Below are 14,234 nucleotides of genomic sequence, written 5' to 3' on the forward strand. Positions count from 1 at the left end.
GCCTCTCAGCCTTTTCTCATGATTCGGTCGCTGGCCGAAAGCGACAGACCCAGTGTTTCATCGTATGAGGCGGTGCTCGCCTCAAGGATAAGCTTGCGACGCACGCGGATATCATTAAAGGCGTGTGGATTAAGTCCAAAAATAATGTCTTCGGTCAACGCCTGCGGCTGACTGGCTAGACGATCTAGCAGCCCATTGGCTTCGGCCTCTTCGGCGGACCAGCGGTTGCCAAGCAGCAGCAGTGAACGTAACCCGTTGGCATTTAACTGCTGGGTCAGGCGGTGAATCAGCATCCCCGGTACCGTGACCTCTTTGCCGTTCAAGCCGAAAGAGGACGCGGGGGTTCCAATACGAAGGTCAGAGACGGCCAGTATCGACATCGCTGCCAGCGAGAGTTCGCCTTCACAGTGAGCAACAATCAGCGCATTGACATTCTCAAGGCGTCGCAGGCTTTTCTCCCATTTGTGCAGCAGCGCAACGTCGGCGATGGCTTCACCAGCGTCGGCCCCTGAGGTCTTGCCAAAGGTAAAGCCAACGACTTTTACCTGCTCGTCGGCCTCGGCCTGCGCGCAAAGCTGGTTAATTTTTTCGATAAGCTCGACCGAAATTGATGCAGTATCTTCGATATTCATGTTCAGACGTTCCATAACACACCTCTTTAAAATGGGTTGAATTCAATCGTGGGTTCAAAAGAAACGAGGAGCTTTATTCGGCCCACTGTACCAAGGCCGTTTCGATGGCCGCGCCGGGTCCCATGGTCATTAGCACCCCAAGGTCACCCTTGTTGGCGGTTTTTTCATTCTGTAAGCGCTCCAGCGAGAACAGGAAGGATCCGCTGGATAAATTACCGAAATCGTTCAATACGCTGCGCGTATGGCGAAGGTCGTTCTTGGTCAGCCCCAGATTGATGCAGATGGAGTCGATAACCTTCTTGCCGCCCGAGTGGACAATCCAATGGTCGATATCGCTTACGCTAAGCGACCGTTCGCCGAGTAGCCTGTTGACGACCTTCTCAACCTTGGAACCCACTACGTAAGGCACATCCTTCGAGAGATAAAAACTGTTCTTGTGCTGCTCGTCGTTCCAGTCGAACTTCATCATGCCTATCCCCTCTGACTCCGTCAGGCTGAGCTTGTCGAGCAGTCGAACAGCGCCAGCGGGCAGGATTTTGTCTGCGGGTTCAGACACCACGGCCGCCGCGCTGGCACCGTCACCAAACAGGCTGTTGACCACCGAGGTCGCTATCGTGCCGTCTTCGAGGTAGGCGGCCGAACAGATTTCGGTGCAAACCACGATGGCCAGTTTGCCTGGATTGACCACCGACCAGTTTTTGACCGCATCGAGGCCATTTAGACCCGCAGAGCAGCCCATGCCAACAATATCGATGCGGTTACAAAACTCGGAGAGACCCAGCGACTGACAAAATCGGGCGCTTAATGCCGGTACCAGAAAGCCGGTCGAGGTCACGCAGCAAATGCAGGCGATGTCCTCAACGGTTTTACCGATTTTAGTCAGGCATTTATTGATGGCATTCGCACCCAGTTCAAGCGCGGAATATTCATGACGGTTCAGCATTTCACCGTGTGACTCGGCGTTAGGCTCACTCTTTGCCATCTCTTTTATCGACAAATGACGTTTGCTAATGCCGCTATTAATAAATATCGAGCGAATACGACCGTCTTTTATCCCCAAATTGTCACAGACTTCATGCTGGGTATAGGAGGTTTCAGGAACGTCATGCGCACAGGCTAAAATATAGGGGGCATGGGAATCACGGGTATTTATATTCATAGAAATCTCTCCTTTAAAAACTTGCAGAATTCTCGCGTGCCCTGCTCGATAATTTCAGGCTCGTAATAGCTAAAGGCCAGTCGGATCCCGTTAATCACTTTGCCTTCTCGTCGAGAGAAATAACTAACCGGCATAAAGGTGACCTGATAATTCTCGACGCAGTGAATTAAATCCTTTGAGGTGATTGAAAACGGTAATTTCAGGAACACAAAGAATCCACCTTGCGGGGGTTGCCATTTAATTGGCGAGCCATCCAGTTCACTTTGCAGCACCTCGACCATGGCATTTCGGCGACGTTGATATTCTTCGCGGATGGGACGTACCCAAGCCTCCACCGAGTACCCGTAGTGAATTAAAAACCCTGCCACGATTTGCTGATTCAGTGCGCTGGTGCTCAGGCTGGTGTGGTCTTTAATATGCAGTATATCGGCGCGCGTCGCGGCGTCTGACTGATTAAGGATTAGATACCCCAAACGCAGCGACGGGCACATCACCTTGGAGAAGGATCCCACGTAGTACACCAGCCCATGCGGGTCCTGCGACTTAATGGAGTGACCGCGCTCTCCGTCAAAATAGAAGCCAGAATAGGTACTGTCTTCGATAATCTTGACCCCGTTTTGATGACACACTGCCAACAGCGTTGCCTTCTCAGACTCGGACAAACGGTAAGTCATTGGGTTATTAAAGTCAGGATTGATATAAAGGAGTCTGGTATTTTTACCCTGGCTTTTAAACTCGGCGATAAGCGCGGTCAGATTCTCAAACTGGAAAGCGCCCGCCTCGTCACTGACGTCATCAACGGAGACCGTGACCGACGATTTCCCTAACACGGAAACACAATCATTAAAACCAAAATAGGTTGGCTCAATAATCAATACGCAATCACTCTCCTCGCGTAATTCATGCAGAAGAATAAGGTTATAGGCTTCCTGACATCCGTTGGTAATAAAGATGTCATTTTCGGCGGCGTGGATATTTTCATCAATGGATAACCACCGCGAAACATGGCCATTAATAACCCCCTGACTCGGCCCATAGGTACACAAATGTTCATTAATGTCTTTCTGATTATGACTAAACATTTCATCAAGCGTATTTTTATAGACCTGACGATAGTGTTCAAAATCAAGCAATGCATAAACCTCGGGATTGGGCCTGCCCAATGAGAACGAGCAAGCCTGCGGGTACTTCCTCGAGAGAAAGCTTACCGTTGATAATATACTCTCTTCGCTATTCATTATTATTTCCAAATTCGTTATTCCGTATTGCAGGCATGGGGGAGCCACGGCGTTGCACCGGATTAATCGCTTATTTATTTTAAAATGTTACATCAATGGGGTGATTAACTAATAATATCGAATATTTTTCCTTCGCTCTGCCAGGTTAATATTTGCTGGAAATCCTGCTCCAGTTGCGTTTTATTGTCATTAACCAAATAGACAAATCCCGGCAGGCCTTTGGTATCCGTCGTTTTCTTCACCTGCTGCCCCAGCGTCGGTAATCCGAAGAAGTTAGAGAATGAAGGCAGATTTTCGATGGCTTCACGTGCCGGCATTCCCGCCAACAGGCCATCACCGGTAAACAGGAACGACACCTCGGAAACGCCAGACAACAGCCTGTAGTCTTTACCCACTAATTCATTCAGGAAACGGCCCGGTTCAAGATACATCTCCACGCAGCGGCTTACCTGCGTATAGCCTAAACAGCGTGTGAAAGACTCTTCATTGATAGAAGCGCCCATCAGCCGAGCGTTAGCCTCAATTAATACCGGCCCTTCTGAGGTCAGGATAATCTCGTTATGCGCCGCGCCATAGTTTACGCCGAGTGCAGACAGTACGTCGCAGGCATAGGATGACAGCAGATGCGCCGTTGGCTCATCGCCGGGGATAAGATGCATACCCTCAAAATTATAGGCACCGCCGTTAACCCGACTGCGGATCTGTTCCCAGATATCGGTCACGTGATGTTTACCGTTCCAGCTCAGGGTATTAACGAAGTACTGCACGCCATCAACCAGTTCCTGAATCAGCAGCTCTTCATTCACATAGCCAAGAAGATTCTTTTGACCCAGCTGTTTTGCGGCCGCCTGCGCCACCTCTTTCGCGTTTTCACACAGCGTAACCCCGTCACTCGCCCCGCTGTTTAGCGGTTTGACGATAACCGGATAACCACAGCATTCATTTGCCCAGTTAACCAACGCCTCTGCCGACGAAGATTTAAACTGTTTGATTGAACGAAGCCCGTTTTCCGCTAATACCTGATGCGAGTGGTACTTGTTTCTTCGCCAGGCCGTGGTCTCAGGACTGTTTCCCTCAACAATACCCATCATCGAGGCCAACATGTCGGCCAACTCAATCCCACTGTCAGAGCCAGCAATAACGTAGCGAATATCGTACTTTCTGAGCCTTGAAACTATCTGCTCGCACGAGCCCTCATACTTTATCGTTTCCACGAACCCGCTGACTCTGGTTTGACGTGTGAAATCATTCCAGACATGAACAACGCGGTATCCGCTCTCCATAAACTTCTTCGCCAGCTCGTTGCCGGTCGACAATGCATCAACAATCGCGACTGTGTTTAACACTCGATCCTCCTCCTGGATGGACACCCCGTTTTAAGACATGCCAATTAAAACCAAATAGGTAAAATACTTAAGAAAAATTAATTAATATTGATAGCAAATTGTTAGCATTAGGCGTCTTTAACGCGCAATAACAGGAAAAGCGCCAACAGCGAAACGGCCATTGCCAGCCAGTAAACGGCCTGATGCCCAAACTGCTCGCTTGCTGCCCCCTGCATCAATCCTGCAAAGATGGCACCGGTGGCAATGCTGTTGGTGTAAAGCGTGCTGGCGGTTCCGGGGGAGCCAGGCAACAGCTCCTGCAGATAAAGCATGCCAATTCCACCAACAATGCCAATAAAAGCCGCATTAAGCAGCTGTATCGCCACCAGCGCCAGCGGCGAATTCACCGTCGCCATGCCGGTATAAAACAGCGCGGCGCAAAGCGCAGCCACCAGCATCATTGGCCTTTTGCCAAAACGCGTCACAAGCGGCGTACAGAACAGCATAATGAGGATTTCAAAACCTGCGGCACCGCCCAGCAACCAGCCTGCAAACCCCTCGGCAACGCCATGCATTCCGCTGACATAGACAGGCATATCGATGAGATACATTGTATCGCTGCCCCACAGCAGGGCCAGAGCGGCAAATAGACAGCCGACACCCCGATTCTTGGTTGCCCTGTGCATTCCTGCGCCTTTGGCGGCCTGCACAGGAGCAGCATGAAGCGCAGGCAACAGCGTCAGTACCAGAACGATACTGAGGGCAAACAGGAGAGCCACGGTGAGATACAGAGCGGTGAAACCAAAATGTGCGAGAGTAAAAAACGCCACCGGCGGAGCAATAATCCACGAAAGCGAGATCTGTACCCGCATACGCGTGCTGAACTTCACCACCTCACAGCCTGCTTCATCGGCGTACTGGCGCGCCAACGCAAACAGCTGCGGCATGGCGGTCGTGGCGAGTGAAGTCATCACCACGCCAAGCGTTAGCAGCGTCATGTAGTGTCGATTAAAAGCAAACAGCAGGGCGTTGAGGACGGCAATGGTGCAGCAGCCTAGGATCAGCAGGCGACGGTTACCGCCTGCGTCAGAGCGTCGCGCCAAAACTTGGCTAACGCCGACGCCTGCAATGGCGTTAACGGTATAGAAAATACCGACCATCATTGGGCTGGCACCGGTACCACGGGTGAGGAAAAGGCTGACAACGGGCATCTGCAGCGCCCCCGCAACGCCTAATATCAGCGCAACCGCCATGAAAGCAACATTGACAATTTGACTGTTGCCGACGGCCCGCTCTTGCAACTCCATGCTAACTCCCTGAAAGACAATATTTAATCAAACTGATTAAACATTGATAGCATAGATAACATTTGAGCAGCAATAAAACATTAGTGAATCTTATTCATGTGCTCGCTAATTAATCAAATATAATAATGCCTGATGCGCGTATAAAGTGACAGCGTCACGAAGATTGACAGCATGACAGCATCAGGTGCCTAGAATTCACTCCCCTGACATAAATGTGTCACGCATTACAAAAATAATGGGTTCAGTTCTTATTAAGCGTTTGCTTTCCCATTTTCCTATTCAGGGGTTAAATATGAGTGACAATAACGCCATTCGACGGGGTGCACTTCCCCTCACATCCGAGAGCAATCCAAAAATATACAAGAAGAACAACCGATTCACCGTTATCTTCTTTTTACTGCTTCTGGTACTCGGCATTGCTTTTGCCGGGGTTAATCTGTTCAACGATGTCAGCGACACCGGCGCCGTCTATACCAGCTACATCCCCTTCTTACTGCTTGGACTGGCGCTGCTCATCGCCCTCGGGTTCGAATTCGTTAACGGTTTTCATGACACCGCCAATGCCGTGGCAACCGTCATCTATACCCATTCTCTTCCGCCTATGGCCGCGGTCGTCTGGTCAGGCTTTTTCAACTTCCTCGGCGTTTTACTCTCCAGCGGCGTCGTCGCCTTCGGGATTATTTCGCTGCTGCCCATCGAGTTGATCCTGCAAGCCGGGACCGGTGGCGGCTTTGCCATGGTGTACGCGCTGCTGTTTTCGGCGATTATCTGGAACCTCGGCACCTGGTGGCTGGGCCTGCCCGCCTCCTCCTCACACACGCTCATCGGGTCGGTCATTGGCGTGGGCGTGGCAAACGCCCTGATTCACGGACGCACCGGCACCAGCGGCGTGAACTGGGATCAAGCCCTGAACGTCGGCTATGCGTTACTGCTGTCGCCGATTATCGGCTTCGTATTTTCAGCGCTGATGCTGTGGGTGCTAAAAGCCGTGGTCAAACAACCCAAACTGTATTCTGCACCTAAGGGGGATACCCCACCGCCGCCGTGGATCCGTGGCCTGCTGATCCTCACCTGCACCGGTGTTTCTTTCGCCCATGGCTCAAACGATGGGCAGAAAGGCATGGGCCTGATTATGCTGATTCTGGTGGGCACAATGCCGATAGCCTATGCGCTGAACCGATCAATGCCGCCAGAGCAGATCCCACGCGTCGCTGCATTGGCAAACGTGACCGAACAGGATTTGCAACGGCAGTTTCCGGCCACTCTGACCGCCCCCGCGCGTGACGTATTAAGCACCTACGTGCGTACCTCCGAGCTGACGCCAGAGGTCATGCCGGCATTGGCAGCCTTGACCGGAACCATCGGTGATGAAATTCGTCAGTACGATTCGGTGAGCAAAATCCCGGCCACGGCGGTCTCCAACACCCGTAACGACATGTACCTCACCTCGGAGGCCATCAAACGCATCAAGGCAGATAAACAGTTGGTGCTGTCGGCCGACAGTCAGCGTGATTTGGGCGCATTGAAAAGCGAGCTGGATAACGCCACACGCTTCATCCCGTTCTGGGTAAAAGTGGTGGTCGCGATTGCTCTGGGACTGGGCACTATGGTTGGCTGGCGACGTATCGTTGTGACCGTCGGCGAGAAGATTGGCAAATCGCACCTCAACTATGCGCAAGGGGCCAGTGCTGAAGTGGTGGCAATGGCCACCATTGGCGCAGCCGATGCGTTTGGGCTGCCGGTTTCCACCACTCACGTACTGGCGTCAGGCATTGCGGGGACGATGGCGGCGAACCGTTCCGGGCTACAAATGAGCACTCTGCGCAATCTGGTGATGGCTTGGGTGCTGACATTACCGGTTTCAGTGCTGCTTTCTGCCACGCTGTACTGGATTTTCACTCACTTCTAAAGCAGGTTTGCCTTCCTCTGTACCTCAGGAGGAAGGCAAACAGGCCAATTAGCCAGAAACCGGTGTCAGTACAGGGTCTGGACGATAGCGCGAAGCAAACAGCTGTTTCAGCTGGGTCAGCTTCGGCATATCATTGATGGCAATGTAAGGTGCATCAGGGTTCTCGGCCATGTAGTTCTGATGGTAGCCCTCCGCCGGATAGAAATGATTGTGCGTTTCGACGGTCGTCACCAGCGGCTTGCCAAACACCTTACTGGCATCGAGCTGTGCAATATACGCCTGCGCCACGCTTTTCTGTGAATCCGAAAGCGGGAACAGCGCTGAACGGTACTGAGTGCCGGTGTCTGGCCCCTGCCGGTCCAGCTCTGTCGGATTATGTGCCACAGAGAAAAACACCTGCAGCAAATCCCCGTAGGTCACCTGCGTTGGGTCAAAGGTCACCTGCACCGACTCCGCATGACCGGACTCTCCGCCGCTGACGGTTTCATAATTAGCCGTATCAGCTGACCCACCGGTATACCCCGCCACCACCTTGGTCACGCCTTTTACGTGCTGGAATACGCCCGCCACGCCCCAGAAACATCCACCGGCAAACAGTGCGGTTTCTGAATGTGACGTGCTTACCGCCTCATCTTTTAACGGTGCCGGGATTGCCACCGCAGGCTCAGCCCCCCCGAACGACCAGGCAATGCTGCACCACAGCATGGCGGTGACCGCAATTAATACGCCCCAAGGGCCAGAGCGGCGCAGGGACAGGAAACCTTTATGAGCTATTTTCATCATGTACCTCACGGGTGAGTTACCGAAACTAACGCCATTAGATGCGGCGTTAATAATGAGTATCGCGTTGATGAGTCCAAGATGACAGCACAATCGGGTTGGCGGGATGACCGCCCGATGACAAAAATGTCATAAACCGGGCGGTGAAATTACGACTTCTGACTTTCTCCCACGATAATCTCTTCACCAATGGCGTAGAAATGCCCACCGGCGACATAGTGCAGGCTGCGCAGCTCAGGCGCGGCGGTCTCAAACAGCCAGTGGCCGTCTTTAAATACCCGGGAATCGGCCCAGGCACCGATAATCTCACCAATGTAAAGGTCATAGGTCTGTTGATTGTGTGGCTCAGGGATAAGCCGGCACGCCAGCCACGCCGAACATCCCTCGACAAACGGCAGGTCGAAACCTTCGAATTCGAACAGCTTAACGCCCGCGCGGACCAGTTTATCCGGCTGCTGGGCCAACGTTTCGGTACCCAACTGGAGGGTCATCGGTGCCTGTACCACCGTAGGAACCTGAATCACAAACAGGCCGCTCTTCTCCATCAGCTCACGGGTTTTTGCCCTTTTATCAATAACCACCGTCAGTTTAGGTGGCGAGAAATCCAGCCCGCAGGCCCAGGCAGCAGCCATTACGTTTTCCACCCCCTCATGACGCGCCGAAACCAGAATGGTCGGGCCGTGATTGATTAAACGATAAGATTTCTCTAACGGAACCCCGGTGATGTATTTGTTCATGATTTACCTTTAAATAAACGGTTAAACAGCCCATTTTTTATTGATTAAAGCACTGGTGGCAATCGACCCGGTCACGGCAAAAAGGATGGGGATCAGGAAATCGTGATTCACCCGCGTGAATTCGAGGATAAGCACCACGGCAGTTATCGGCATCTTCATCGAAGAGGCCAAAAACGCGGCCGCGCCGACAATGGCAAACGCGCCAATCGAGGTGCCGGGCCAGAAACTATCCCAGACTCCCCCCAAAATGCAGGCCAGCAGTGCGCCGTTGGACAGTCCCGGCGTCAACAGGCCGCCCTCGGCACCCGAACGCAGGCTGCCCCAGATAACCAACAGCTTGAGCACCAGCAAGGCGGCGGCAAGATAGAGCGTAGTTTGATTATCGAAGGTTATCTGCGCGGGCCCTTTGCCGTTGCCCAGAAGCTGGGGGAACCAGGCGGATAGCAGGCCCAGAATGGCGAAGTTGAGCAGGCAGAACACCGGCATCTGCCAGTTGCGTTTTGCCTGTTTGCGCGCCTGCGTCATCACGCGGGTGAAGACGTTTGCGGCGATGCCAAACAGCGGCCCGCAAATCACCGACCAGATAACCAGTCCAGAGGTAATGTTGAGTTCAGGAAGATGGTACTGAGATTCGTTTCCGAGACCGGCCCACGCCACTAGCGCGGCAATCGAGGAAGTGCAAACTGCCGGGATAAGCAGCTCCCAGCTGAACGCACCCAGAAGAACTTCGAGGGTAAACACCGCGCCACCAAGCGGCACGTTATACACCGCCGCCAATCCCGCACCCGCACCGCAGGCCACCATCACCCGCGTTTCGGCAGGCGTGAGGCGAAAACGCTGCGACAGCCAACCGGCACCGATAGCCCCCACCTCACGCGGCGCAACTTCACGGCCGAGCGGTGAGCCTAGCGCTACGGTGATGATTTGCAGCAACGCATGCACCAGCGTAGAAAAAAAGGGCATCGGTTTTTGCGGATTTTTCACCGCATTGGCGATGCTGACCAGCGGTTTGCCGAAACGATAGAGCAGATACCAACCGATACCCGCTATCAGCCCGCAGCTCACCAGCACATAAAAACGGCGAGAGGCGTTGGCAGCACTGACGCCTTCCAGAAAGCTTTCCTGGCTGATAATCGCATCAGGACTGTATCCGAAGGCAAGGTGCTGAATAGCGTGCAGCAGCAGAGCCAGCAGCATTCCCCCGATGCCCGCCGCGATACCGGTCAAAAGCGTCGCAATAATCAGGCTCAATGTTCCGCTGCGCGGCTCGACGTGCTGTTCACTCATCCTGCATTCCCTGTATTTTTATGCCCTTATGGACAACGATTTTAAATTAAGGAAATTATAAAGTTTAAGTTTTAATGGGGAATCAATGGGAAGAGGGGCAACGGCGCTAAATTAAACATTTCATTAACGAATCAGGATTAACGGCCACCGCCGTCAATCAATACGGCGGCGGCCGTCGGTAAGGCGAGGACTTAGTCCATGGTGTAGCCAGGTTTTTTCACCAGCTCATCCAGATGGGCTTTGATGATGGGCTCGTAAACTTCGCTCTTCCAGTCGTCTTTTGGGATCTCATTCAGGCGAATGGAAACCGCTTCATCGGTGCTGCCGAAATGCTTTTTCAGCACGTCAGTGAGATCATCGGAGATCGCGTGTTGCTGAGCTTCGGTCAGGTTGCGCGTAATGAATTTCAAATCAATGTGTGGCATAGGGTTCTCCGCTAAAAAAGGGCCATCCAGATTAGATGCTCTAGCATCCTACAGCGATAGCCCATAAAAAAGTAAGCACTGTGTGCCGACAAATGATGTCACTGACTTAACTGATGGTTATTTGGCCCTACTGTTACAAGCCGCTTTCTGAAAGCGGCTTGTAACAGAGACTTAGACGACCGGCAGGCCGAGATTTTCCCGCAGCGTGGAGAATTGATAGCTTTCGCGGAACAGACCCCGTTTTCTCAATTCGGGAATGACCAGTTCAACGAACAAGTCGAGCTGTTCGGGGATGATAGCGGGCATAATGTTGAAACCGTCCGCGCCCTCTTGCTCAACCCACAGCTGAAGGTCGTCGGCGATATCTTGCGCCGTCCCTACGATAACGCGATGTCCACGAGAACCGGCGGCAATGGCGGCCAGCTCACGCAGAGTCAGATTCTCACGCTCGGCTAAATCGGTCAGCAGCTTCACACGGCTCTGGTTACCTTCAACCGCTGGAATTTCCGGCACGGGGCCGTCGAGCGGATATTGGGTCATGTCAAGACCGAAGCGGGCAGAAAGCTGCTTGATGCCGTTGTCGATATCCACCAGCAGATTCAGCTGACGCCAGGTCTCTTTGGCTTCTTCAAGCGTGCGTCCAATAATCGGCATCACGCCCGGCAGGATAAGCAGGTGGTCAGGGTGGCGACCCGCTTCGATTACCTGCTGTTTCTGCGAGCGGTAGAACGCCTGTCCCTCTTCCAGACTGGCAGAAGCGGTAAACACCACCTCGGCGGTCTGCGCTGCCAGCTTTTGGCCATCGGCTGAGGAACCGGCTTCGATGATAACCGGTTTGCCCTGCGGCGAACGCGTGATGTTCAGCGGACCTTGCACCTGATAGTGCTCACCGCGGTGATCGATAGCGTTAATTTTGTCATCAACGAAGTATTGCCCGCTGTCTTTATTGGCAATCACTGCGCCTTCCTGCCAGCCTTCCCAAAGCTTGTTGGTGACCTGCAGGAACTCGGTGGCCTTGGCGTAACGGTCGGCGTGACCCGGCATATCTTCTTTGCTGAAGTTGCGCGCCACGTCGTTGGAATAAGAGGTCACGACGTTCCATGCGGCACGGCCACGGCTGATGTGGTCTAGCGAAGAGAAGCTGCGCGCCAGGGTGAACGGGTCGCTGAAAGTCGTCGATGCGGTGGCAGCCAGGCCAATGTGGCGAGTGTTGACCGCAACGGCAGACAACAGCGTCAGCGGCTCAAGGCGTGCCATGGTGGACGGCAAACGGTGCACGTTGGTCGCCAGCGCATCGCCGACGAAAAACATATCAAAGGTGCCTTCTTCGGCCTTTTTGGCGATGCTGATAAGCCAGTCGATGTCGGTCGGAGACCCTAGACGCTGGGTAAGACGCCAGCCGCTGACGTGATGGCCGAGAGGTTGTACAAACAGGCCGAGGCGCATTTGACGTGGAGAATTTGAGGGTCGGGTCATGGTGTTCCTTAATATAATTCAAAATTTGTAAAACGTAGCGATTCAAATTGTCGCTATAGATAGAAGGCAGGAGCGATGAGACAGCCTTTTGACCTCATCGCCGTGGTGTTTAATTTAGAAAGCGTTTTCCGTGGCCTGTAGCGCCTGCAAAATGGTCGCGGCAGAGAGCGTAAACGGCAGTCGCGCCGCATTTTGCGCCGAGAACTTCACCTCCTGCGCCATCTTTTGCAGGGTTTCACTGCGATCGCCGGTCAGCAGCGGCAGCTGTAGCGGTGCGTCGAACTGCTTTAACAGCGCAAACAGGCCCGCATCGGGTTCGCCGCCGTCGTTCTCAAGAATCGATTGCAGCAGCAGTCCGTAGCCGACCTTTTCGCCGTGCAGCCAGTCGTGCAGCTCAGGTTGATGCGTCATGCGGTTGTGCAGCGCGTGCGCCACGCCGGGAGCCGGAAAGTCGTCGCGCATGCTGTTGGCCATACCGGCCACGGCGATATTGGCGTCGATCACTTTGACCAGCGCTGGGGTAACCCTCTCCAGCTGGTTATCTTCCACCGCCTGCTGACCAAACTCGATGAACGTATCGACGGCAAAACGTGCGGCCTGCACCTTGAGATTTAACGCCAGACTGTCGCGGTTCTTTTGCTGATAAGGCCGGAATTCGTACCATTTAGCCAGGGCATCGACGATGCCAGCCTTGAGAAAGCGCACGTCGCTGCGGGCAATAACCTCACTGTCGACCAGCACCAGTACCGGCATCTTGGTCAGCGGCTGGCTGCGCTCGTGGCCACCCGCCGCGTTATAGATAATGGTAATCGGTGACCAGGCGGCGCAGGTGGCCGCCACGGTTGGAAAGGTCACCATCGCCACGCCTTCAAGTAGATTGCCCACGCCCTTGGCGGTATCCAGAACGCGTCCGCCGCCAATGCCTAATACCAACGAGGCGCCCTGCTCTTTAACCCTAGCGCCGTGCTCATCAATCGCCTGTTCGGTACATTCACCGGCTAGAAAAGAGACGCTGTAATTGACACTGTGCGCTTTAAGACTGGCCTCCAGCTCGGGGTTAACGGCTTTCCAGGCCTGAGGGCTGGTAATAATCGCAATGTGCCTGGACAGCGGCGCAATATATTCGCCAACCTGAGATCGAATACCCGATTTATGGTAATAGGTTTGTGGGGATTTAATAGCAAGCACGTCGAGTTAACCTGTTCGATTTAATTAGGGAAATGCTACGAGAAATTCGGAAATAAGCAATAACTTACTGCTATATCGCTTTTCCATAATTCGCAATTATTTATGCGTTTTTTAGATAAACAAATATCAAAGCTTGCTATGAATAAGCAGATAAAGAAAAGATAATGAAACAACAATCGATAATAATATTATTTTTTACACCGGGAAAAGACGAGAAAATCGATGAATCAAGTGTTCAGGCAACTCACTCCAGAAGATAATCACGCTTACCTCGAACTGATGCTCGCCGCCTATGCACCCATTCGTGAATTAGGCATTCAGTTTGATGCTGCAACCGCAGACTTGGCCCGCGTGACGCGCCACCTGACCGAGCACGACGTGTACGCGCTGCTGGTAGACGGCAAAATGGTCTCTTCCGTCACTCTGCGCTATCCGTGGAGCCCGCTTCCCGGTCCGTTCAACCTGCCACACATCGGCTGGTTTGGCGCACATCCTGATTACAGCGGCCACGGCTGGGGCAAGAAAATCCAGGACTGGGTCGAGCAGGAAATTCTCATCAAGCAGCTTAAAGCCCCCGCTGTCTCACTAGGCACCGCCACCCGCCATCCATGGTTAAAAGAGATGTATCAAAAGCGCGGCTTCGAGCCGATGCACGAAAAGGATTTGGGCAAGGGCCATATCACCCTCTTTATGAAGAAAGTCCTCGATCCCGTCGCGCATGAAAAATGGCTCTCTCGCCAAAATACGCGCTAATTCGTCTCGATATTGTCA

13 protein-coding genes are annotated in these 14,234 nt (G+C 53.1%); 2 read left to right on the forward strand and 11 right to left on the reverse strand.

The features are described 5' to 3' along the window. Positions 1-5 precede the first annotated feature (5 nt). The 5 genes from O1V65_RS07755 to O1V65_RS07775 form a co-directional block, all read right to left on the reverse strand. Entirely contained in the window at positions 6-647 is a 642-nt protein-coding gene (locus O1V65_RS07755) for an enoyl-CoA hydratase/isomerase family protein (protein WP_017492696.1), read from the reverse strand. A gap of 58 nt (positions 648-705) precedes the next feature. Beyond that, positions 706-1,791 (reverse strand): 3,5-dihydroxyphenylacetyl-CoA synthase DpgA, encoded by a 1,086-nt coding sequence (gene dpgA / locus O1V65_RS07760; RefSeq protein WP_227955937.1) that lies wholly within the window; start codon positions 1,789-1,791, stop codon positions 706-708. Continuing rightward, entirely contained in the window at positions 1,788-2,924 is a 1,137-nt protein-coding gene (locus tag O1V65_RS07765; RefSeq protein WP_269130388.1) for an aminotransferase-like domain-containing protein, read from the reverse strand. The genes dpgA and O1V65_RS07765 overlap by 4 nt, the downstream gene beginning before the upstream one ends. 209 nt (positions 2,925-3,133) lie before the next feature. Beyond that, a complete protein-coding gene (locus O1V65_RS07770) occupies positions 3,134-4,375 on the reverse strand; it encodes an ATP-grasp domain-containing protein (RefSeq protein WP_084912550.1) in 1,242 nt (413 codons plus the stop codon). 107 nt (positions 4,376-4,482) lie between these two features. Next, a complete protein-coding gene (locus O1V65_RS07775) occupies positions 4,483-5,661 on the reverse strand; it encodes a sugar efflux transporter (protein ID WP_084912551.1) in 1,179 nt (392 codons plus the stop codon). A gap of 292 nt (positions 5,662-5,953) precedes the next feature. On the opposite strand from O1V65_RS07775, the gene O1V65_RS07780 reads away from it, so the two are divergent. Further along, complete coding sequence (locus tag O1V65_RS07780; RefSeq protein ID WP_165429507.1) at positions 5,954-7,570, forward strand: inorganic phosphate transporter; 1,617 nt, start codon at positions 5,954-5,956, stop codon at positions 7,568-7,570. A gap of 48 nt (positions 7,571-7,618) precedes the next feature. Here the strand turns inward: O1V65_RS07780 and msrA are convergent, their stop codons facing one another. The 6 genes from msrA to O1V65_RS07810 form a co-directional block, all read right to left on the reverse strand. Then, on the reverse strand, positions 7,619-8,350 hold the full coding sequence (gene msrA, locus O1V65_RS07785; protein WP_017492702.1) for a peptide-methionine (S)-S-oxide reductase MsrA: 732 nt from the start codon (positions 8,348-8,350) through the stop codon (positions 7,619-7,621). A 149-nt stretch (positions 8,351-8,499) separates the two neighbouring features. Then, positions 8,500-9,087 (reverse strand): flavin reductase family protein, encoded by a 588-nt coding sequence (locus tag O1V65_RS07790; RefSeq protein WP_165429506.1) that lies wholly within the window; start codon positions 9,085-9,087, stop codon positions 8,500-8,502. Positions 9,088-9,108: 21 nt separating this feature from the next. After that, the gene (locus O1V65_RS07795) at positions 9,109-10,374 is read right to left on the reverse strand and encodes a chloride channel protein (RefSeq protein WP_165429505.1); all 1,266 of its coding nucleotides are present in this window, start codon (positions 10,372-10,374) and stop codon (positions 9,109-9,111) included. 191 nt (positions 10,375-10,565) lie between these two features. Further along, positions 10,566-10,799, reverse strand: a complete 234-nt coding sequence (pptA, locus tag O1V65_RS07800; protein ID WP_017492705.1) for a tautomerase PptA — start codon at positions 10,797-10,799, stop codon at positions 10,566-10,568. Between the two features lie 171 nt (positions 10,800-10,970). Further along, complete coding sequence (locus tag O1V65_RS07805; protein ID WP_026110647.1) at positions 10,971-12,275, reverse strand: LLM class flavin-dependent oxidoreductase; 1,305 nt, start codon at positions 12,273-12,275, stop codon at positions 10,971-10,973. 114 nt (positions 12,276-12,389) lie between these two features. Next, positions 12,390-13,463, reverse strand: coding sequence for an iron-containing alcohol dehydrogenase family protein (locus tag O1V65_RS07810; RefSeq protein ID WP_017492707.1), 1,074 nt, complete (start codon positions 13,461-13,463; stop codon positions 12,390-12,392). A gap of 222 nt (positions 13,464-13,685) precedes the next feature. Here O1V65_RS07810 and O1V65_RS07815 point away from each other — a divergent pair, with 222 nt between their 5' ends. Further along, positions 13,686-14,216, forward strand: a complete 531-nt coding sequence (locus tag O1V65_RS07815) for a GNAT family N-acetyltransferase (protein WP_165429504.1) — start codon at positions 13,686-13,688, stop codon at positions 14,214-14,216. The last annotated feature ends 18 nt before the right edge of the window (positions 14,217-14,234 follow it).

Source organism: Rouxiella badensis (assembly GCF_026967515.2).
Taxonomy (GTDB): domain Bacteria; phylum Pseudomonadota; class Gammaproteobacteria; order Enterobacterales; family Enterobacteriaceae; genus Rouxiella; species Rouxiella badensis.

Coding starts and splice junctions, on each gene's coding strand:
- O1V65_RS07755 (WP_017492696.1), bottom strand. CDS start 647: ATGGAACGTCTGAACATGAATATCGAAGATACTGCATCAATTTCGGTC.
- dpgA (WP_227955937.1), bottom strand. CDS start 1,791: ATGAATATAAATACCCGTGATTCCCATGCCCCCTATATTTTAGCCTGT.
- O1V65_RS07775 (WP_084912551.1), bottom strand. CDS start 5,661: ATGGAGTTGCAAGAGCGGGCCGTCGGCAACAGTCAAATTGTCAATGTT.
- O1V65_RS07780 (WP_165429507.1), top strand. CDS start 5,954: ATGAGTGACAATAACGCCATTCGACGGGGTGCACTTCCCCTCACATCC.
- msrA (WP_017492702.1), bottom strand. CDS start 8,350: ATGAAAATAGCTCATAAAGGTTTCCTGTCCCTGCGCCGCTCTGGCCCT.
- O1V65_RS07790 (WP_165429506.1), bottom strand. CDS start 9,087: ATGAACAAATACATCACCGGGGTTCCGTTAGAGAAATCTTATCGTTTA.
- O1V65_RS07795 (WP_165429505.1), bottom strand. CDS start 10,374: ATGAGTGAACAGCACGTCGAGCCGCGCAGCGGAACATTGAGCCTGATT.
- pptA (WP_017492705.1), bottom strand. CDS start 10,799: ATGCCACACATTGATTTGAAATTCATTACGCGCAACCTGACCGAAGCT.
- O1V65_RS07805 (WP_026110647.1), bottom strand. CDS start 12,275: ATGACCCGACCCTCAAATTCTCCACGTCAAATGCGCCTCGGCCTGTTT.
- O1V65_RS07815 (WP_165429504.1), top strand. CDS start 13,686: ATGAATCAAGTGTTCAGGCAACTCACTCCAGAAGATAATCACGCTTAC.